At 67.4% G+C, this 18,343-nt stretch carries 14 protein-coding genes; 9 read left to right on the top strand and 5 right to left on the bottom strand.

The features are described 5' to 3' along the window. The first annotated feature begins 280 nt into the window (after nucleotides 1-280). The gene (locus tag AC06FB_RS09395) at nucleotides 281-1,183 is read left to right on the top strand and encodes a hypothetical protein (RefSeq protein ID WP_277381242.1); all 903 of its coding nucleotides are present in this window, start codon (nucleotides 281-283) and stop codon (nucleotides 1,181-1,183) included. After that, nucleotides 1,183-3,819, top strand: coding sequence for a glycerol-3-phosphate 1-O-acyltransferase PlsB (gene plsB, locus AC06FB_RS09390; RefSeq protein WP_065174083.1), 2,637 nt, complete (start codon nucleotides 1,183-1,185; stop codon nucleotides 3,817-3,819). The genes AC06FB_RS09395 and plsB overlap by 1 nt, the downstream gene beginning before the upstream one ends. A 73-nt stretch (nucleotides 3,820-3,892) precedes the next feature. Here plsB and AC06FB_RS09385 read toward each other — a convergent pair whose 3' ends face one another. After that, the gene (locus AC06FB_RS09385) at nucleotides 3,893-4,096 is read right to left on the bottom strand and encodes a YdcH family protein (RefSeq protein ID WP_053516066.1); all 204 of its coding nucleotides are present in this window, start codon (nucleotides 4,094-4,096) and stop codon (nucleotides 3,893-3,895) included. Nucleotides 4,097-4,187: 91 nt separating this feature from the next. Between AC06FB_RS09385 and ttcA the strand changes: the two genes are divergently transcribed. The 5 genes from ttcA (at nucleotide 4,188) to AC06FB_RS09360 (ending at nucleotide 10,242) form a co-directional block, all read left to right on the top strand. Continuing rightward, nucleotides 4,188-5,108 carry a tRNA 2-thiocytidine(32) synthetase TtcA gene (gene ttcA, locus AC06FB_RS09380; protein ID WP_262218840.1) on the top strand — a complete coding sequence of 307 codons (921 nt, stop codon included), beginning with the start codon at nucleotides 4,188-4,190 and terminating at the stop codon, nucleotides 5,106-5,108. Between the two features lie 36 nt (nucleotides 5,109-5,144). Next, a complete protein-coding gene (locus AC06FB_RS09375) occupies nucleotides 5,145-6,050 on the top strand; it encodes a recombination-associated protein RdgC (RefSeq protein WP_053516071.1) in 906 nt (301 codons plus the stop codon). Between the two features lie 59 nt (nucleotides 6,051-6,109). Further along, nucleotides 6,110-6,889: a M48 family metallopeptidase gene (locus AC06FB_RS09370; RefSeq protein ID WP_065174487.1), complete on the top strand. Its 780-nt coding sequence runs from the start codon at nucleotides 6,110-6,112 to the stop codon at nucleotides 6,887-6,889. A gap of 36 nt (nucleotides 6,890-6,925) precedes the next feature. Next, a complete protein-coding gene (locus tag AC06FB_RS09365; protein ID WP_478053616.1) occupies nucleotides 6,926-7,321 on the top strand; it encodes a hypothetical protein in 396 nt (131 codons plus the stop codon). 119 nt (nucleotides 7,322-7,440) lie between these two features. Then, a complete protein-coding gene (locus tag AC06FB_RS09360; RefSeq protein WP_478053615.1) occupies nucleotides 7,441-10,242 on the top strand; it encodes a TonB-dependent receptor in 2,802 nt (933 codons plus the stop codon). A 36-nt stretch (nucleotides 10,243-10,278) separates the two neighbouring features. Here the strand turns inward: AC06FB_RS09360 and ligD are convergent, their stop codons facing one another. The 3 genes from ligD to AC06FB_RS09345 form a co-directional block, all read right to left on the bottom strand. Beyond that, nucleotides 10,279-12,732, bottom strand: a complete 2,454-nt coding sequence (ligD, locus tag AC06FB_RS09355) for a DNA ligase D (RefSeq protein ID WP_322523025.1) — start codon at nucleotides 12,730-12,732, stop codon at nucleotides 10,279-10,281. A gap of 3 nt (nucleotides 12,733-12,735) precedes the next feature. After that, nucleotides 12,736-13,656: a non-homologous end joining protein Ku gene (ku, locus tag AC06FB_RS09350; protein ID WP_053516081.1), complete on the bottom strand. Its 921-nt coding sequence runs from the start codon at nucleotides 13,654-13,656 to the stop codon at nucleotides 12,736-12,738. Between the two features lie 104 nt (nucleotides 13,657-13,760). Then, nucleotides 13,761-14,159 carry a hypothetical protein gene (locus AC06FB_RS09345; protein WP_053516083.1) on the bottom strand — a complete coding sequence of 133 codons (399 nt, stop codon included), beginning with the start codon at nucleotides 14,157-14,159 and terminating at the stop codon, nucleotides 13,761-13,763. Nucleotides 14,160-14,304: 145 nt separating this feature from the next. Between AC06FB_RS09345 and AC06FB_RS09340 the strand changes: the two genes are divergently transcribed. Beyond that, nucleotides 14,305-14,649 (top strand): hypothetical protein, encoded by a 345-nt coding sequence (locus AC06FB_RS09340; protein WP_065182172.1) that lies wholly within the window; start codon nucleotides 14,305-14,307, stop codon nucleotides 14,647-14,649. A 25-nt stretch (nucleotides 14,650-14,674) separates the two neighbouring features. On the opposite strand, the gene AC06FB_RS09335 is transcribed toward AC06FB_RS09340, so the two are convergent. Then, a complete protein-coding gene (locus tag AC06FB_RS09335) occupies nucleotides 14,675-16,789 on the bottom strand; it encodes a TonB-dependent receptor family protein (RefSeq protein WP_478053614.1) in 2,115 nt (704 codons plus the stop codon). A 171-nt stretch (nucleotides 16,790-16,960) separates the two neighbouring features. Here AC06FB_RS09335 and AC06FB_RS09330 point away from each other — a divergent pair, with 171 nt between their 5' ends. Beyond that, complete coding sequence (locus tag AC06FB_RS09330; protein ID WP_053516086.1) at nucleotides 16,961-18,163, top strand: amino acid aminotransferase; 1,203 nt, start codon at nucleotides 16,961-16,963, stop codon at nucleotides 18,161-18,163. Nucleotides 18,164-18,343: the final 180 nt, after the last annotated feature.

Here is an 18,343-nt window from a genome sequence, read left to right as displayed (position 1 = left end):
CGGACCGGACCTGCGCCACAACACTGTCCTCCGGCCTCGAGCCGGCTTGAGGAGCCTGTGATCCCCGTGATCCGGGCTCTTTTTTTATCCCGGTGGCGGCGCTGGGGTCAGATCCCTTCTGCCACAGCAGAGGGGATCTGACCCCCTTGGCTGGAAACCGTGACGTCCCGGCTTGCCGCTGTCACCTTGCAGGCCGCAAGATGCGGACCGGTCCGGGGAGTCCGAAGGCATGGGCACGGTAGTGCGAACGAAGTCTGCACGAGGGTGGGGGCTGGCGGCCATGGTGCTGCTGGCCGTGGCCGCGTGCCGCGAGCCAGGCAGTGATCCGGCCCGACCGGCAGCCGAACCGGTGGCCGCCGTGCAGGCGATGGCGCAGCGTCTGGCCGAGGACGATCTGCTCGGCTACGCGAAGCTGTCGGTGCCCCCCAGCCAGTACCAGCGGCTGCAGCAGGCCTGGGCGGACGGACACAGCCAATGGCCGCTGACCGAACTGCCGCTGGGTGACCAGCTGCTGCCGATGCTGGCCGCCCTGCGCAGGCCCGGCGCCAGCGCCGAACTGCAGCGCAGTTTCGACCGCCAGTTGGCCGGGCAGTCCGGCGCGGTGCGCCAGGCCGCGCAGTCGATGGGCAACTTCGGGGTGCAGTACCTGCGCCATCAGAAGGGATACACGCCCAGCCAGCAGGCCCACTACATCGCCCTGGTGGAGGCCCTGTCCGGCTGGGCGCAGGGCGCACCGATCAGCGATCGCGCACGGGCGCGCAGCAGCATCGCCGCGCTCGTCGGCGCCGCCACCCAGGTCGGCTTCGAGGATGATGCCGGCCTGCAGGCCGCGGGGATGGAGGGCAGCCTGCAGCAGCTGGCGCCGTTCATCCACACGCTCAAGGCCGTGCTGGCCAGCTACGGGCTGGGGGTGGACGAAGCCCTGCGCAGCATCCGCGGCGAAGTGCTGTCACTGGAGGGCGACAACGCGCTGGTCCGCCTGCAGTACGACCTGGCCGGGCGCGAGCTGACCCTGCAGCTGCCGCTGAGCCGGCGCGAAGGTCACTGGTACCTGACCCGCACTCTGGCCGATACCGACGCGATACTGCGCCAGGCCGACGCGGCCCGTGCGGCAGCCGCGCCCGCCCCGGCCGAACCCGCCGATGCAGGCGAAGAAGCGGCAATGCCGCCGCCTAAGCCATAATGGCGCCGATGTCGAAACAGAACCCGCTGCCGTTCCCCGGCGAAGAATCCCAGTCGACGCCCGCCGAAACGGCGCTGGCGTCCCCCTCGACCAGTACCGGCCCGAATCCGGTGCCGCCGCCCGTGCACGCCCGTCCTCCTGGCCGCCGCCCGCTGTGGGCACGGCTGCTCGGCCGCCTGGTCGAGCCGTGGCTGTCGCTGAAGATCGAACCTGAGGATCCGGGCCAGTACAACGATGGCCGCCCGGTGATGTACGTGCTGGAAGACTACGGGCTGTCCAACGCGCTGATCCTGGACAAGGCGTGCCGCCAGGCGGGCCTGCCGTCACCGCTGGTGCCGCTGGCCGGCGACCCGACCGGTCGCAAACGCGCCTACCTGGCACTGTCGCGGCGCAGTTCCAGCAACTCGCTGATTCCGGAACAGCGTGGCGCCAAGACTCATTCCGATTCGCTGGCCAAAGTCCTGCAGGCGCATCGCGTGCATGAGGATCTGGACGTGCACCTGGTGCCCGTGTCGATCTTCGTCGGCCGCGCGCCGGACAAGCAGAGCGGGTGGTTTGCCGTACTGTTCTCGGAGAACTGGGCCCTGGTCGGCCGTTTCCGCCGCCTGCTGGCGGTCCTGCTCAACGGCCGCAGCACCATCGTCCGCTTCGCTCCGCCGATTTCGCTGCGCTCCACCGTCAACGAGGGCCTGGAGCCCGAACGTACGGTGCGCAAGCTGCAACGCGTGCTGCGCACCCATTTCCGCCGTATCCGCGAATCGGTGATCGGCCCGGACCTTTCCACCCGCCGCCTGCTGGTGGACCAGGTACTGGCCGCCGAGCCGGTACGCGAAGCGATCGCCGCGCAGGCCAAGCGCGACAATTCCAAGCCGGCCGATGCCTGGAAGAAGGCGCATGCCTACGCCTGGGAAATCGCTGCGGACTATTCCAGCCCGGTGGTGCGCTCGGCCAGCTTCATGCTCAGCCATGTCTGGAACCGGATCTATGCCGGTGTGCTGGTTCACCATCTGGACAAGTTCAAGGCGGCCGCGCCGGGCCATGAAGTGGTGTACGTGCCCAGCCACCGCAGCCACATGGACTATCTGCTGCTGTCCTACCTGCTGTACGACCGCGGCATCGTGCCGCCGCACATCGTGGCCGGCATCAACCTCAACCTGCCGGTGGTCGGCACGCTGCTGCGCAAGGGCGGCGCGTTCTTCATCCGCCGCTCGATCCGCGGCAACGCGCTGTACTCGGCGGTGCTCAGCGAGTACGTCGCGCAGCTGGTGGCCGGTGGCTATTCCATCGAGTACTTCGTCGAGGGCGGCCGTTCGCGTACCGGCCGCCTGCTGCAGCCCAAGGGCGGCATGATCTCGATGACCCTGCGTGCCTTCCTGCGCCAGCCGCGCAAGCCGGTGCTGTTCCAGCCTGTCTACATCGGCTACGAGAAGCTGATGGAAGGCGGCAGCTACCTGGACGAACTCTCCGGCCGACCGAAGGAAAAGGAATCGATCTGGCAGCTGCTGTGGGGCATCCCCAAGGTGCTCAAGCAGAACTACGGGCAGGTGGTGGTCAACTTCGGCGAGCCGATCGCGCTGAACGACGTGCTGGCCGAGAAGGCGCCGGAGTGGAAGGGTGAGGCGGTGCCGGAAGACGAGAAGCCGGCATGGCTGTCGACCACTGTCGATACACTGGCCGAGCGCATCCAGGAACGCATCAATGGCGCGGCGGACGTCAACCCGATCAATCTGCTGGCATTGGCCCTGCTGTCCACGCCCAAGCATGCAATGGGCGAGGCGGACCTGATCGCGCAGATCGAACTGTGCAAGACCCTGCTGGTCGAGATGCCGTATTCGGACCGGGTGACGGTGACTCCGCATTCGCCGGAGCGGATCATCGCCCACGCCGAGGAGATCAACGTCCTTACCCGCATCAAGCACCCGCTGGGCGACGTGCTCAGTGTGAGCGGCGACACCGCGGTGCTGCTGAGCTACTTCCGCAACAACGTGCTGCACCTGTTCACCGCCTCCTCGTGGGTGGCGTGCTGTTTCCAGAACAACCGCCGCATGAGCCGCACCGGCCTGGTCCAGCTGGGCCGCACCGTCTACCCGTTCCTGCAGGCCGAGCTGTTCCTGCCGTGGACCGAGGACGAATTCGCCCAGCGCATCGACCAGACCATCGACGTGTTCGTGCGCGAGGGACTGCTGCAGAACGTCAACGAGGACGATGGCGGCATTCTTGCCCGCAACACCGGGCAGACCGACGAAGTGTTCCGCCTGCGTGCGATCGGCCACTCCCTGCAGCAGGCCTTCGAGCGCTACTACATCGCCATTTCGGTGCTGGTGAAGAACGGGCCGGGCACGCTCGGCGCCGCCGAACTGGAAAGCCTGTGCCAGCAGGCCGCACAGCGCCTGAGCCTGCTCTACGCGCCGGCGGCACCGGAGTTCTTCGACAAAGCCCTGTTCCGCAGCTTCATCCAGAAGCTGCGCGAACTGCGCCTGGTATGGCCCGACGAGAACAGCAAGCTGCTGTTCGACCAGCGCCTGGATGCCTGGGCCAAGGACGCCAAGTTCATCCTCGGTCGCGAACTGCGCCACACCATCGAGCGGGTCAGCCCGGAAGCCGCACGCCCGGACGAGCCCGCGCCGCAGGATTGAACGGTGGGTGTGGACCTTGGTCCACACACCTTTCAGCTGTGCCAACCAAGGTTGGCACCCACCCGAACCCGGCTCACGCCGGCTCGTCGGGAATCTGCAGGCTTTCCAGCCGGGTGATGCAGTCCTTCAGCTGCAGCTTGCGCCGCTTCAGGCGTTTGGACTCGAGCTCGTCCTCGCCATTGGCCGCCATGCGGGTGATCTGTTCATCCAGCAAGCGGTGCTCGGCGCGCAGGGCGGCGAGGCGTTCGGCGATCTCGGCGGGGCTGTAGGTGTCCACAGCCTCCGAGCATACACAGCGATGATGACCACCGGGAGAGGGCCGGACCGTTCCCCGGCCGGGGCCGCTCCAAGCCGGTAGAATGGCAGGCATGAGTGCCGTGATCTCCCTTCCCGATCCCCTGCCGCGCGCGCCCCGCGATCCGCGCGCGGCCGAGCGCGAGCAGCACAAGCTGGCCAAGCGCCTGCGCCGTCAGGTGGGCGAGGCGATCGCCGACTTCGGCATGATCGAGGCCGGCGACAGGATCATGGTCTGCCTGTCCGGCGGCAAGGACAGCTATACCCTGCTGGACATGCTGGTGCAGCTGCAGAAAAAGGCACCGGTGCCGTTCGAACTGGTGGCGGTGAACCTGGACCAGAAGCAGCCGGGCTTCCCCGAGCATGTGCTGCCGGAGTATCTGGCCGGGCTCGGGGTGCCGTACCACATCATCGAGCAGGACACCTATTCAGTGGTCAGCCGGGTGATTCCGGAAGGCAAGACGATGTGTTCGCTGTGCTCGCGCCTGCGCCGCGGCGCGCTGTACCACCATGCCGAGACCCATGGCTTCACCAAGATCGCGCTCGGCCACCACCGCGATGACATGGTGGCCACGTTCTTCATGAACCTGTTCCACCACGCCAAGCTGTCGGGCATGCCGCCGAAGCTGCGCAGCGATGACGGCCGGCACGTGGTGATCCGGCCGCTGGCCTACGTGCGCGAAAGCGACATTGTCGCGTACGCGCAGGCACGCCGGTTCCCGATCATCCCCTGCAACCTGTGCGGCAGCCAGGAAAACCTGCAGCGCCGCCAGGTCGGCCTGATGCTCAAGCAATGGGACAGGGACCACCCCGGCCGCATCGAGCAGATCGCGCGCGCCATGGGCCAGGTCCGGCCCTCGCAGCTGGCCGACACGTCCCTGTTCGACTTCATGGCGCTGGGCCGTCGCGATGACGCACCGCTGCCCGATGCCCATGCCTGGCTGGCCGGTACCCCGGTCGACGCCGACGCAGATCCCGAGACGCCCACCGCATAAGGTCGGTCGCCCTTTCTCTTTGCCATCCGGAAATCCATGTTCTTTCGCAACCTGACGTTCTTCCGTTTCCCGACCGCCACTGATTTTTCTGAAATCGATACGCTGCTGCCGCACGCCGTGCTCAAGCCGGTCGGCGCGCTGGAGATGAATTCGCGCGGCTTCATTTCACCGTTCGGCCGCGAGGAGAAGGAACTGCTCTCGCACCGCATCGCCGAGCACCTGTGGCTGACGGTCGGCGGCGAGGACAAGATCCTGCCGGCAGCCGTGGTCAACGACCTGCTCGAGCGCAAGCTGGAGGAGATCGAGGAGAAGGAAGGCCGGCGCCCCGGCGGCCGCGAACGCAAGCGCATGAAGGACGACCTGCTGCATGAACTGCTGCCGCGCGCCTTCGTGAAGTCCTCGCGCAACGACGCCTTCATCGACCTGCAGCACGGCTACGTCGCGGTGGATACGTCCAGCCGCAAGACCGGCGAGTACTTCATGTCCGACATCCGTGGCCTGCTCGGCAGCTTCCCGGCAATGCCGCTGAACGCCGAAGTCGCGCCGCGTTCGATCCTGACCGGCTGGATCGCCGGCGAACCGCTGCCGACCGGGCTCAGCCTGGGCGAGGAGTGCGAGATGAAGGATCCGGTGGAGGGCGGTGCGGTGGTCAAGTGCCAGCACCAGGAACTGCGCTGCGACGAGATCGACAAGCACCTGGACGCCGGCAAGCAGGTGACCAAGCTGGCGCTGATCTTCGAAGACAACCTGTCCTTCGTCATCGGCGACGACCTGATCGTGCGCAAGCTGAAGTTCCTCGACGGCGCCCTGGACCAGCTCGAGCATGCCGACGAGGACGGCCGTCGCGCCGAGTTCGACGCACGGTTCGCCCTGCAGAGCGCCGAGATCCGCCGCCTGTTCCTGCTGCTGGAAGAGGCGTTCAAGCTCAGCAAGGCTGACTGAACAGGCACCGCGTGGGCCGCCGGTCATCCAGCGGCCCGAAGCAGCGCTATGCTGGCTGCATGAGCCGCCTGCTGCGCCGCCTGATCTCGCCCACGCCGCCCGCCACCGTGCAGCGCGATACCGTTCGCCTGCGCCTGGAGGATGCCGAGATCGACGTGCTGCGCGTACGCGATCCGCGCGCGCGCCGCATCAAGCTCAGCGTCGACGAACGCGGCGCGCGCCTGACCCTGCCGCCGCGCGCCAGCCTGGTGATGGGCGAACGTTTCCTGGAGCAGCATCGCGACTGGTTGGCACTGCAGCTGCGCCAGTACCAGGGCCAGGGCCTGCCCGCACCGCTGCAGCCCGGCGTGGACGGAGTGCTGCCCCTGCGCGGGGAGCTGCTGCCGCTGCGCTGGCAGGAAGGCCGCTACGCACGCCTGGACATCGACGAGCACGGCGCCTGCCTGCAGTGGCCGGCCCGCGCCGGTGACGCGACCCTGCGCCGTCTGCTGCGCGAGTTCTTCGAGGCGCAGACCCGCGCCGACGTGGGGCGCTGGCTGCCGCGCTATCTACCCGGCCTGCCACGGGCACCCAGCCGCCTGCGCTTGAAGGTGATGTCCTCGCAGTGGGGTTCGCTGGCTCCCGATGGCAGCATGGCCCTGGATCTTGCGCTGGTCCTGGGGCGTCCGCAGGCATTCGAGTATGTGCTGGTGCATGAGCTCTGCCACCTCATCCAGCCCAACCACTCGCCGGCGTTCTGGCAGGAGGTCGAGCAACGGTTCCCGGCCTGGCGTGAGCAGCGCGACTACTTCCAGCAGGAAGGGCGACGCCTGAAGGCGATGCTGAGGCAGCTGCTGTAAGCCATCACCCTGCCGGTCCGGCCGTACAATGCGGCCATGCCCGGCATGCTCAAGACTGTGTTTCTTTCCATCGTTGCCCTGGTTGGCGCGCTGCTCGCGCTTGCCCTGGTCACCAGTGCCGGTGGCTGGCTGCCTGCACTGCTCGGCCTGCATCCCGGCAGCGAAGCGCAGCTGGTCTGGGACCTGGCGTTCACCGTGCTCGGCGGCATCGCCGCGATCGCCTTCGCCACCTACTACGCGCCCTGCTGGCCGCGTGCGCACGGCACCTCGATCTGGTCGCTGCTGGTGCTGGGCGCAGGCTACGGCCTGTGGACGCTCGGCGCGGATTTCCCACGCTGGTTCGTCATCGGCCTGCTGGTATCACTGCCGGTGCAGCTGCTGCTGGGATGGGGGTTCGGACGCCGGCCCTCACGCATCGCAACACGGGCTTAACAATCTCCCCCTAGGCTCGGTGCCCGCCGAACGTCGGCAACGCGGCGCAGGGGCCTGTACCCACGGAACCCGGGAACAGGCGCGGCGTAAGACACCACAGGGAACCGGGGAATCATCCGATGCGTTACCAGACCCGGGAGGCCGCCGCCGCGGCCTCCCAAGCGAAGCTGTTGTCCCGCGCCGTGCATGCGGTGCTGATCGGCGGCCTGGCCGTGCTGCCCGTCGAAGCGATGGCCGAGGAGGCGATCGAAGGCGATACCCGCCAACAGCTGCAGCAGCTGGACACGGTCACCGTGACCGGCAGCTATGCACGGAGCCTGGAGCGCGCCGTCGACCTGAAGCGCGCCAACATCGGCTTCTCCGACTCGATCGTCGCCACCGACGTGGCCGATTTTCCCGAGCAGAATCTCGCCGAAGCGCTGCAGCGCATGCCGGGCGTCACCATCGAACGCAACAAGGGCCTGGGCAGCAGGGTCAGCGTGCGCGGCCTGCCCAGCGAGTTCACCCTGGTCTCGATCAACAACCTGGCGACGGCCTCCGGCAGTGGCGGACGCGACGTGCAGTTCGACATCTTCGCCTCGGACGTGGTGCAGACGGTGACCGTGCAGAAGTCGCCGACCGCCGCCGATGAGGAAGGCGGCATCGCCGGCTCGGTCTACATCGAAACGGCCAAGCCATTCGACTTCCCCGAGCCGAAGTTCAGTGCGTCGGCCGAAGCTTCGCACAACTCGATCAACGGCAAGATCGATCCGAAGATCTCCTTCCTCGCCAGTGACACCTGGGGCAACTGGGGCGGCCTGGTGTCGTTCTCCAAGGCCAAGCGCAGCAACCGCACCGACTCCAACTCAGGCATCAACTTCCGTCCCATGGGCCGCTTCCTGGAAGCGTCGGGCACACGCGGATCGCAGGCCGCGGCGGTGCTGGCGCGCGATGCCGGCATCGTCGTCAGCAACCGGATGGACAAGGATGAAACCAGCCGGATTGTCTTCCAGGACAAGGTCGGCGACCGCGTCTACCTCAACGAGCAGGACCAGTGGGGCGCCACCGCCTCGCTGCAGTTCAAGCCCAGCGACACGTTCTCGCTCAGCTTCGACGCCATGCTCGGCGGCTACGACACACACGAGGACGAGTACGATGCCGCAGCGTACTCGGCCTCCAGCCGCAGCACGCTGGACACCATCCACGACTACGACCGTGACACGCTGTCGGCCTACGGCATCACCGTGCTGAAGGACGTGTCCTACACCGCCACCCAGCACGAAATCCTGAGCAAGGAACGCAACGCCGATACCGACTACCGTCAGTTCAGCAGCACGCTGGACTGGAAGGTGGGCAACTGGGACATCGACGCGCTGGTCGGCTACTCCGGCGCGCGCAAGGACTCGGACTACGCCAACCTCAAGCACGTGGCCTACGCGCCGTCGCGCACGCGCTGGACCCGCAACGGCGGCGAGACCGTGCCGAGCACAACCGGCGGTTTCGACATGTACAACGCCGCGGACAAGTACCTGTTCGAAGCGTACGAAACCGAGCTGGAGAAGGTGAAGGATGACAAGTACGCCGCGCAGCTCGACCTGAGGCGGCAGATGAACCTGGCCTTCTTCCCGGCACTGAGCGGCGTGCAGTTCGGCGCGCGCTACACCGACAAGACCAAGGAACGCGCGTTCGGCAGCGGCAAGATCCAGGGCCCGGCCGCCGGCAGCGCCGCGTGGGTCAATACGCGCACGCTGGCCGACAGCAACCCGGTGTGGATCAGCCAGCTGGCACCGGGTGGTGCGTATCGCCCGAGCGACCTGGACTGGCAGCAGGTTTCCAACGCCTATGCGCGCGCTACGTTCCGCTACCCGGGCTATGAAACCCCGATCGATCCGGGCCAGTACTACGAGGTGAAGGAGAAGACCCTGGCCCTGTATGCCATGGCCGATCTCTACTTCGATATCGGACAGGTACCGGTGTACGCCAACCTCGGCGTGCGTTCGATCGACACCGACGTCGATTCGTCAGGCTTCCATCCGGTGCAGAACCCGGATGGCAGCAACGGCTTCACCGCCACACCGATCTCCAGCAGCGGCGACTACAGCAGGATCCTGCCCAGCTTCAACATGACCGCCGAGATCGCCGACGGCCTGGTGCTGCGCGGTGCTGCCTCGGAAACGCTGATGCGTCCGTCGCTGACCGACATTGCCTACCGCCGCACCGTCAGCTGGAGCAGCTTCCGCTTCACGGACGGCAACCCGGCACTGAAGCCGACCACCGCCAGGCAGTGGGAAGTGGGCCTGGAAAAGTACCTGCAGAACGGTGGCCTGCTGGCCGCGTCGTACTTCTCCAAGAAGATCGACGGCGTAGTGCGGCAGTCGTTGACCGGCATCGTGCCGAACGTGGAGAAACTCAACGCCAACGGTTCGCTGGACGGCTACTACGACTTCGAGGTCTACCAGCCGGTCAACGCCGATGGCTCGTACAAGGTCACCGGCGTGGAGCTGGTCGCGCAGCTGCCGCTGTCGATGCTGCACCCGGCGCTGGAAGGCTGGGGCATCAATGCCAACTACACCCAGCTCGACAATTCGCTGACCGGTGCATCCGACCTGGATATCCCGACGCCGCCGGAAGGCCTGGCCGAGAAGGCGTACAACGTCACCCTGTACTACGAGAACGATCGCTTCAGCGCGCGCGCCTCGTACAACTACAAGGACAAGTACGTCGAGTACATCCATCTGAACATGTATCCGGTTTACCGCGATGCCTATGGCCAGCTCGATGCCTCTATCGGGTTCCGCCTCACCGACACCTGGAAGCTGAACCTGGAGGCGATCAATCTGCTCGACGAGAAGACCACCGGCTACACCATCGACAAGGCCTTCCCGACCCAGTACGAGTTCTCCGGCCGTCGCATCACCTTCGGCATCCGCGCGGACTTCTGAGCCCGCCGCTGCAGGGCCGTGGCCAATACCCCGGCCCTACAGATCGAGCGACGGCAGGGTCTGCTTCACCGCATCGATGCCCTGCCACGGATCGGCCTTCAGGCGCTTGGCCCGTGCCAGCGCCTTGTCGAGCGGGAAGGCGTCGGCCGCCTTGATCCGCGCAAGCTCTTCCCAGCGCAGCGGCACCGCCACGCCCGCACTTTCGCGGGCGCGCAGCGACCAGGAGCAGACGCTGGTCGCGCCACGCGTATTGCGCAACCAATCGATGAAGATCACACCGCCGCGCTTGGCCTTGCTCATCGTTGCCACATAGCGTTCGGGCGCCTGCTGTGCCATCGCCTGCGCGAAGGCCTCGCAGAATGCCTTGGCCTGTTCCCAGTCGGCGGCGGGCTGCAGGGGGACCACCACATGCACGCCCTTGCCGCCGGACAGCCGCACGAAACTGCGCAGGCCGATCTCCTGCAACCGGTCGCGCACGTCGCGCGCGCCGGCCTTGACCTCGTTCCAGCCGACGCCCTCACCGGGGTCCAGATCGAATACCAGCCGGTCTGGATGTTCGGGATCGGCGACCGTGGCGCCCCAGGGATGCAGCTCGAGCGTGTTCATCTGCACCAGCTGCAGCAGGCCGCGTACATCGTCGATGTAGACGTAGTCCTCGCGACCGCTCTTCTGCTGCAGGGGGACCGCATGCACGGCGTCGCCCAGGCCCGGGCCGTGATGCTTCTGGAAGAAGCAGGCCTTGCCCGCGCCATCAGGGCAGCGCAGCAGCGAAAGGGGCCTGCCCACGATCCCGGGCAGGATCCAGCGAGCCATCTGCCGGTAGTAGTCGGCCACGTCGCCCTTGCGGATCTTCTTCTTCGCGAAGACCACACGCTCAGGGTGACTGATGGCAACCGCGTCGTCGCTGCTTGTGGTCTTTGCAGGCATCGCCAGATCCTCGCCGCTCTTGTCGCTGCGCAGCCGCTTGAAGCTGGCCTGTCGCAGCAGCCCCTCCTTGCCCCAGCCACGGAAGGCCACTTCCGCCACCCTCACTGGCTTCACCCAGTGCACGCTGGCGGCGCGGAACGGGACGTGCGCGGGCAGCGCCACCGCAGCGTCCTCCACCGCCAACGGCTTCAGCGTCCGCGCCAGCGCGCGCAGGCTGTCATCGTCGAAGCCGGTGCCGACGCGACCCACGTAGCGCAGGCCGTCCTTGTCGGGAGTTGCCAGCAGCAGCGATCCGAACCCCACGCGCGAGCCCTTCGGCGCGGTATGGCCGACGATCAGGAACTCATCGGTGTCCTCATGCTTGACCTTCACCCAGCTGCGCGCACGCACGTTGACGTAGGGCGCGTCCACCTGCTTGCTGACGATGCCCTCATACCCGGCCTTACCACTGGCGGCGAAGACCTGCGGCCCATGGCCGAGCACGTGATCGCTGAACGCCAGCGTTCCGGGCGTGTCGCCGATCAACGCCTTGAGCAGCGTCTTGCGCTCAAGCAGCGGTGCCGCGCTGATGTCCACTCCCGCCACGCCGGGCAGGTCGAAGAGAAGGTAGCGTAGCGGCGCCTTCGAGCTGCCATCGATGACCCGCTGCAGGGCGGCGAAATCGCTGCGCCCCTTCTCGTCGAGCACTACCAGTTCACCGTCCAGGCGCGCGTCATCAACCGGCAGCGCCTGCACGGCCTGCACGACTTCAGGGAAGTCCCCGGTCCAGTCCAGCCCGTTGCGCGAGCGGAGCTTCACTTCACCGCCGTGCAGATCGGCCAGCAGGCGATAGCCATCCCACTTGATCTCGTGCAGCCAGCGATCGCCATCGGGCGCGGCATCGCGGTGGTCGGTCAGTTGTGGTTTGAATGCACGCGGATACGGGCGGTCGCGGGCGCCCTGCAGTTTCAGCGCGCGCGCGTGCCAGCGCGACTCCGCCTTGCGTGTCTTCCTGTCCGTCATCTTCTTCGCGCTCCCGGGGTGTTCACGCAATGGCGCGTGCAGCAGGTCGTCGGCCTCTGCGTCGCGGGCCTCGCTGTCTTCGCGCTTGATCAGCAGCCACTGCACCTGGCGTCCCTTCATCGCGGTCCGCACCAGTTTCCATCCCCCGGCCAGCCGCTGGCCATGCAGGACGAAATCGATCTTGCCCGCTGCCAGCGCCTGCAGTGGATCACCCGCGCATGCCCAGGTGCCGTGGTCGAAGACCTCCACGTGACCAGCACCGTAGTGGCCCTCGGGAATATCGCCCTGGAAGCCGGCATAGGACAGGGGATGATCTTCCACTTCCACCGCCAGCCGCTTCTCGCCAACGCGCAGCGATGGCCCTTTGGGCACCGCCCAGCTCTTGAGCACGCCGTCCATTTCGAGGCGGAAATCGAAATGGCGCGAACTGGCGTGGTGCAGCTGGATGACGAAGATCGGCCGCCGCTTCGGATCACCCGGCGCCGGCTGGTCGTCCGGTTCCGGCGTCTGCCCGTTGCCGCCGCCGAGCCGACGCTTGCGCCGGTACTGATGCAGCGACATGGATCACCCTGCCTTGCGCCGTGGCGCGGCCTTCTTCGCTGCCTTCTTCGCGGTCTTCCTGCCTGTCTTGCCGGCCGCCTTCTTCGCCGGCGCCTTGCGCGCGGTCGTCTTGCTCGCGGGGGTTCGCTTGTTCGCATCCAGGCTCTTCTGCAACAGGGCCATGAAATCGACCACGTTGGTGGTGGCGTCCTCGCGCGGTGCAGGCTCTTCGTCCACCCGGGTGGTGCCCCCCTTGGCCTTGATCCGTTTGTTGAGCACCTGCTGCAGGCGCTCGCGGAACTCGTCGTGATACTGCGACGGATCCCAGTCGCCAGCCATCGACTCGATCAGCTGCTCGGCCATCGCCGTTTCCTTGCCGGTGATGCGGTACTCGGACAGGGTGCCGGTGGGCAGCTTGAGGTCCTCCGGATCGACAAGCTCCTGCGGATAGCGGAGGATCATCAGCACCAGGGCGTGCTCGTGCGGCATCACCGCGCAAAGATACTCGCGGGTACGCACGACCACCCGTGCAATGCCGACCTTGCCGGTGCTGCGCAGCGTCTCGCGCAGCAGTACATAGCCCTTCTCGGCCTTCTTGCCCGGCACCAGCAGATAGGGCTTTTCGTAGTAGCGCGGATCGATCTGCGCCGCGTCCACGAAGGTCTCCACCTCCACGGTCTCATGGCTTTCGGGCGCCGCCGAACGGATGTCGCCTTCCTCCAGCACGACATAACTACCCTTGTCGTACTCGTAGGCCTTGACGATGTCCTTCCACGGAACTTCCTCACCGGTATCGGCGTTGACCCGTTCGAAGCGGATCGGTTTGCGGTCGCGCGAATCGAGCATGCGGAACTGCAGATCGACCTTGCGTTCGCCGGACATCAGCGACACCGGCACGTTGAGCAGGCCGAAGGAGAGTGTTCCGGTCCAGATCGGGCGGGCCATGCGCGCACCTGTGCTTGAGCAGGACCGTCAGCTTCCGGTGCCGGGTGTAAACCACCCGTGTCGATGCCGTGCACGCCGGGTCGGCGCGCAGCATCCCGGCCAGGTCACTGCAGCAGGGGTCTTACCGCCGCTGCCGGAATATGATCCAGCGCGCGCCATGCGTCTTCCACCACCGGCCGCGCCTGGGACCAGCCCAGTCGCGACTGCCCTCGCATCTGTTCCCAATGCTCGGCCAGCTCCTCGCAGGTATCGGCCGCATCCCCACGCGGCCAGTCCGCCGCATGTGTGGTCAGTGCGAAGGCATACACCGGGCACAGGTCACGCCAGTTGCGATGACCGTGACCACGGCGTTCCTCGTAATCGCTGAGCATGTACTGGAGGTAATCCTGGGCCACGGCCTGCGGATCTTCGTGGCGACGCGTCCGGCGCTGCGCGGTGCGCTGGCCGAGCGGATCGAGCAAGGCGTTGAACACGGACGGGGCGGGGCGTTCCAGGCGGGGCATGACCGGCTCCTGCAGCGGGTCGGGTGGGCAGGAATACCGGCGGCAGCGTTATCCAGCCGTGACAGAGATGTTCATGACGCAGGGTTCGCGGTGCCTTTACCTCGGTGGAGGTGTAGTGGTCCTCCCCATGCGCAGGTACCTGATCATGAGCCGAGAGACCTCCCGAGACCCGCTCCGCGAGAACCGTGCGCCAATTCCCGGCGAGCAGCGCGGCAAGCACGACAACGATGATGCCGACTTCCGTGGCACGGGCGCGCCCTTCTTCGACGCCGCACAGTCCGGCGAGCATCTGCCGGTGAAGCGCGAGGCTGAACAGGCCGCGCTGGACCGCAAGGACGGCGGCGACCGCCATCGGGGAGGGCAGGAGAGCCCGCTCAAGCGACGCGAACGCAAGCAGCACGCCAGCGACAACCAGGACGAGGCGCTGGAGGAAACGTTCCCGGCCAGCGACCCGACGTCACCGTTCGTGCCGGCCAAGGCGCCCGACTGACGTCCCGCAGGCGCCGCCGGTCAGGTCAGCGCCATGACCACTGCAGGCCGACACTGGCGCGGCGGCCCGGGCCGGGCTCGTAGTAGCGGCCATTGCCATCGTTGACGATGACCGAGCCGATGTAGGCCTGGTCAAGCACGTTCTCCAGCCGGGCGAAGGCCCGCAGCTCACCTCCGGGCAGCCGCCACTGGCGGCCCCCTTCCAGATGCAGCAGGGCGTAACCCGGCGCGCGTTCGTCGGCGAGGTCGTTCACCACGGTATCGCTGCTCGCGGTGGCCTCCACCGCCCACTGCCAGTCCGCGGGCGTCCACTCCAGGCGGGCAAAGGCCTGCTGGCGCGGAACACCCGGCAGGCGGCTGCCGGCATCCACGCGGGTATCGGGCACACGGCAGCCGCTGCCGGCACAGGTCAGATAGGGCGACCGCACCTGTGCCTGCAGCCAGGTCCAGGCCAACTGCAGTTCCAGCTGCTCGGCCAGCGGCTGCCGGTACTGCAGTTCGATGCCCTGGCGCCGTGTACGGCCGATGTTGCGGTAGGTGCTGCGGCCACCGATATTGCTGGCAACGGCCAGCTCGTCGTCGGTATCTGCGCGGAACAGGCTTGCATCCAGCTGCATTCCATCCTGTGCATGCCATTTGCTGCCGATCTCCAGCGTGCGGCTGCGCGCCGCCGCCAGATCCAGCGCCAGCCCGGCCTGGCCGTCGGCGCGATAGCCCAGTTCATTGAAGGTCGGTGTCTCGAAGCCACGGCCCACGGCGGCATGCAGGCGCCACTGCGGGTGGGCTTCAAAGCTGATCCCGGCCACGGGTGTGGTGGCCCGGTAGCGGCGGTGGCCGCTGTCGTCCGGGTTACGGTCGGTGATGTAGCGGTCGTCCGATTCGAAGCGCACGGCACTGTGCCGCACGCCGGCCAGCAGCGACCAGCGCGGACTCCACTGCCACCAGGCCTGGGCGAACTGGTCCACGTTCTGCACGATGTCGATCTGGTCGCGGCGCAGGCGCCCGCGCACGCCCAGCGTGCCGCCGACGAAGTTCTCGTAGCCGGTGCGCTGCTGGCGCTGGCGGTCCGCACTGAGCCCGGCGACCAGGTCCAGCGGTCGGCCGGCCATCTCGCCCTGCCAGCTCCAGCGCGCGTCCAGGCCGCCATAACCACTGTCCAGGTCGATCACACCGCCGGCATGCAACGGGTTGGCCTGGGCCGTCGGCGGGATCGCCAGATACTGGGTGACCGAGCGCTGGCCGGCATAGCCCATCAGCTGCCACCGCTGCGCGCCGGCCTCGCGGCTCCAGCGCAGGCCGGCCTGCTGCTGGCGCACTGATTTGCGGGTGTTGTACTGATGAGCGACGGCGGTGGCCTGGCGCGGGTCGGCCGCGACCTGCGCGCGGGTCAGACCCAGCGGATCCTGCGCATCGGGCGCATCCAGCGCGTTGAGCAGCAGCTCCAGCCGCCCGCCTGCCAGTTCGCCGCCGACGCGGGCGTTGAGCGATTCGCGCCGGGCACGGCTGTGGTCGCGCCAGCCATCGGTACGGAAGTGGTTGGCCGCGATGTTGTAGTCCAGCACCTGACCCGCGCCACGCAGCTGCGCACCCACGCTCAGGGTCGTGTCCGCGCCCGCGCTGAGCCGCAGCCGCCACGGGTCGCCCGCCCGGCCCTGCGCGCTCCACACCTGCAGCACGCCACCGGAGGAATTGCCGTACAGCGCCGAGAACGGTCCACGCAGCACCTCCACGCGTTCGGCACCCAGCAGGCTGGCGTGCGACAGCTGGCCCTGCCCATCGGGCATGGTTGCCGGCACACCGTCGATCAGCACGCGTACCCCGCGTACGCCGAACGTCGAGCGGGCGCCAAAGCCCCGGATCGACAGCTGGGTGTCCTGCGCGAAGTTCTGCCGGTCGCGGGCCAGCAGGCCCGGCACCCCGCCCAATGCTTCGGACAGCTGCGCCCCGGTGCCGGGGCGGTCAGCATCGATCCAGACCGTGTCCTGGCTGGCGGGCAGGGCGAACGGATCGATCCCCTGCACACGGGCTGCCTGCACCTGCACCGGGGGCAGGGCGGTCGTGGACGGCTCCGCCATCGCGACCAGCGGCGACAGCAGCAGGGCGGACAGGGGCAGGCGATTGCGGCGTGGGGCAGGATTCATGATTCAGGTTGATGGATCGGTCGGCAACGCACGCCATGGTACGGGGCTGCGGATGACGATGGTGGCGGCCAGCCCCGGCAGGCTTTGTTACGATGGGCCGTTTTCGGCCGAAATGCCGCAAGCCGCGTGGCGCAATTCCTCCCCCTTTCCGTCTACCGAACGAGTACCGCCGTGTCCTTCTTTGCAAACGTGGAACTGGTCCCAGGCGACCCGATCCTGGGCCTGACCGAGGCATACAACGCCGACAGCCGCCCGACCAAGGTCAACCTGGGTGTGGGCATCTACTACGACGAGAGTGGCCGCATTCCGCTGCTGCGCGCTGTCAAGCAGATCGAGCAGCAGCTCGCCGCCGAAGCCAAACCGCGCGGCTACCTGCCGATCGACGGCCTTCCGGCGTACACGCAGGCGACGCGTGAGCTGGTGTTCGGCAAGGATTCGCCGCTGCTGGCCGCAGGCCGCGTCACCACCGCACAGACCGTCGGTGGCAGCGGTGCGCTGCGCGTCGGCGCCGACGTGCTCAAGAAGCTGCTGCCGCACGCCACCGTCGCGCTGAGCAACCCGAGCTGGGAAAACCACCGCGCGGTGTTCAGTGCCGCCGGCTTCGAGGTGGTGGATTACACCTATTTCGATCCCGCGACCCACGGTGTCGACTTCGACGGCATGCTGGCCGACCTGCAGAAGCTGCAGCCGGGCAGCGTGGTGCTGCTGCACGCCTGCTGCCACAACCCGACCGGTGCCGACCTCACGGTCACGCAGTGGACGCAGGTCGCACAGCTGCTGAAGGACCGCCAGCTGTTCCCCTTCATCGACATGGCCTACCAGGGCTTCGACAAGGGCATCGAGCAGGATGGCGCCGCCGTGCGCATCATCGCCGAAGCCGGCATCGACAGCTTCATCGTCGCCAACTCGTACTCCAAGTCGTTCTCGCTGTACGGCGAGCGCGTGGGTGCACTGTCGATGGTGGCGCCGACCGCCGCTGACGCCAAGGCCGTGCAGTCGCAGGTCAAGCGCGTGATCCGCACCATCTACTCCAGCCCCTCCACCCACGGTGCAGCGCTGGTGGCCGGTGTGCTGACCAACCCGGAACTGCGTGCGATGTGGGAGCAGGAGCTGACCGAGATGCGCGAACGCATCCACGCGCTGCGCCAGGGCCTGGTCGAGAAGCTGGCGGCCGCCGGTGCCCCGCAGTTCGGCTTCATCAACGAGCAGGCGGGCATGTTCTCCTACTCCGGCCTGAGCCGCGAGCAGGTCGAGCGCCTGCGCGACGAGTTCGGCATCTACGCCGTCGGCACTGGCCGCATCTGCGTGGCCGCGCTGAACCAGAACAACCTGGAGTATGTCGCCAAGGCCGTGGCCACCGTCGCCAAGGGCTGAACCCACGCTCCAGTGGCTTGAAGACAAAGGCGCCGGAAGGCGCCTTTGTTTTTGCAGCGTGTCCTGCATCGCCTCCCCTTCCCACGAGCCTCGACAAAAGGAAGGCGCTACGAGCGCATCTGGAAACGATTACGCCTTCCCGCGCTCACGCACGCAGCGGCCAGACGGGCGACAATAGGC

Source organism: Stenotrophomonas sp. Steno-C15 (genome assembly GCF_056393265.1).
Note: the sequence above shows the minus strand (reverse complement) of the source record. Positions and strands in the feature narration are given on the sequence as shown.

Excerpts from the sequence above, each read along its gene's own strand:
- AC06FB_RS09365 (WP_478053616.1), top strand. The coding sequence starts at position 6,926 with ATGCCCGGCATGCTCAAGACTGTGTTTCTTTCCATCGTTGCCCTGGTT.
- plsB (WP_065174083.1), top strand. The coding sequence starts at position 1,183 with ATGGCGCCGATGTCGAAACAGAACCCGCTGCCGTTCCCCGGCGAAGAA.
- AC06FB_RS09395 (WP_277381242.1), top strand. The coding sequence starts at position 281 with ATGGTGCTGCTGGCCGTGGCCGCGTGCCGCGAGCCAGGCAGTGATCCG.
- AC06FB_RS09335 (WP_478053614.1), bottom strand. The coding sequence starts at position 16,789 with ATGAATCCTGCCCCACGCCGCAATCGCCTGCCCCTGTCCGCCCTGCTG.
- AC06FB_RS09360 (WP_478053615.1), top strand. The coding sequence starts at position 7,441 with ATGCGTTACCAGACCCGGGAGGCCGCCGCCGCGGCCTCCCAAGCGAAG.
- AC06FB_RS09345 (WP_053516083.1), bottom strand. The coding sequence starts at position 14,159 with ATGCCCCGCCTGGAACGCCCCGCCCCGTCCGTGTTCAACGCCTTGCTC.
- ttcA (WP_262218840.1), top strand. The coding sequence starts at position 4,188 with ATGAGTGCCGTGATCTCCCTTCCCGATCCCCTGCCGCGCGCGCCCCGC.
- ligD (WP_322523025.1), bottom strand. The coding sequence starts at position 12,732 with ATGTCGCTGCATCAGTACCGGCGCAAGCGTCGGCTCGGCGGCGGCAAC.
- AC06FB_RS09340 (WP_065182172.1), top strand. The coding sequence starts at position 14,305 with ATGAGCCGAGAGACCTCCCGAGACCCGCTCCGCGAGAACCGTGCGCCA.
- AC06FB_RS09370 (WP_065174487.1), top strand. The coding sequence starts at position 6,110 with ATGAGCCGCCTGCTGCGCCGCCTGATCTCGCCCACGCCGCCCGCCACC.
- ku (WP_053516081.1), bottom strand. The coding sequence starts at position 13,656 with ATGGCCCGCCCGATCTGGACCGGAACACTCTCCTTCGGCCTGCTCAAC.
- AC06FB_RS09375 (WP_053516071.1), top strand. The coding sequence starts at position 5,145 with ATGTTCTTTCGCAACCTGACGTTCTTCCGTTTCCCGACCGCCACTGAT.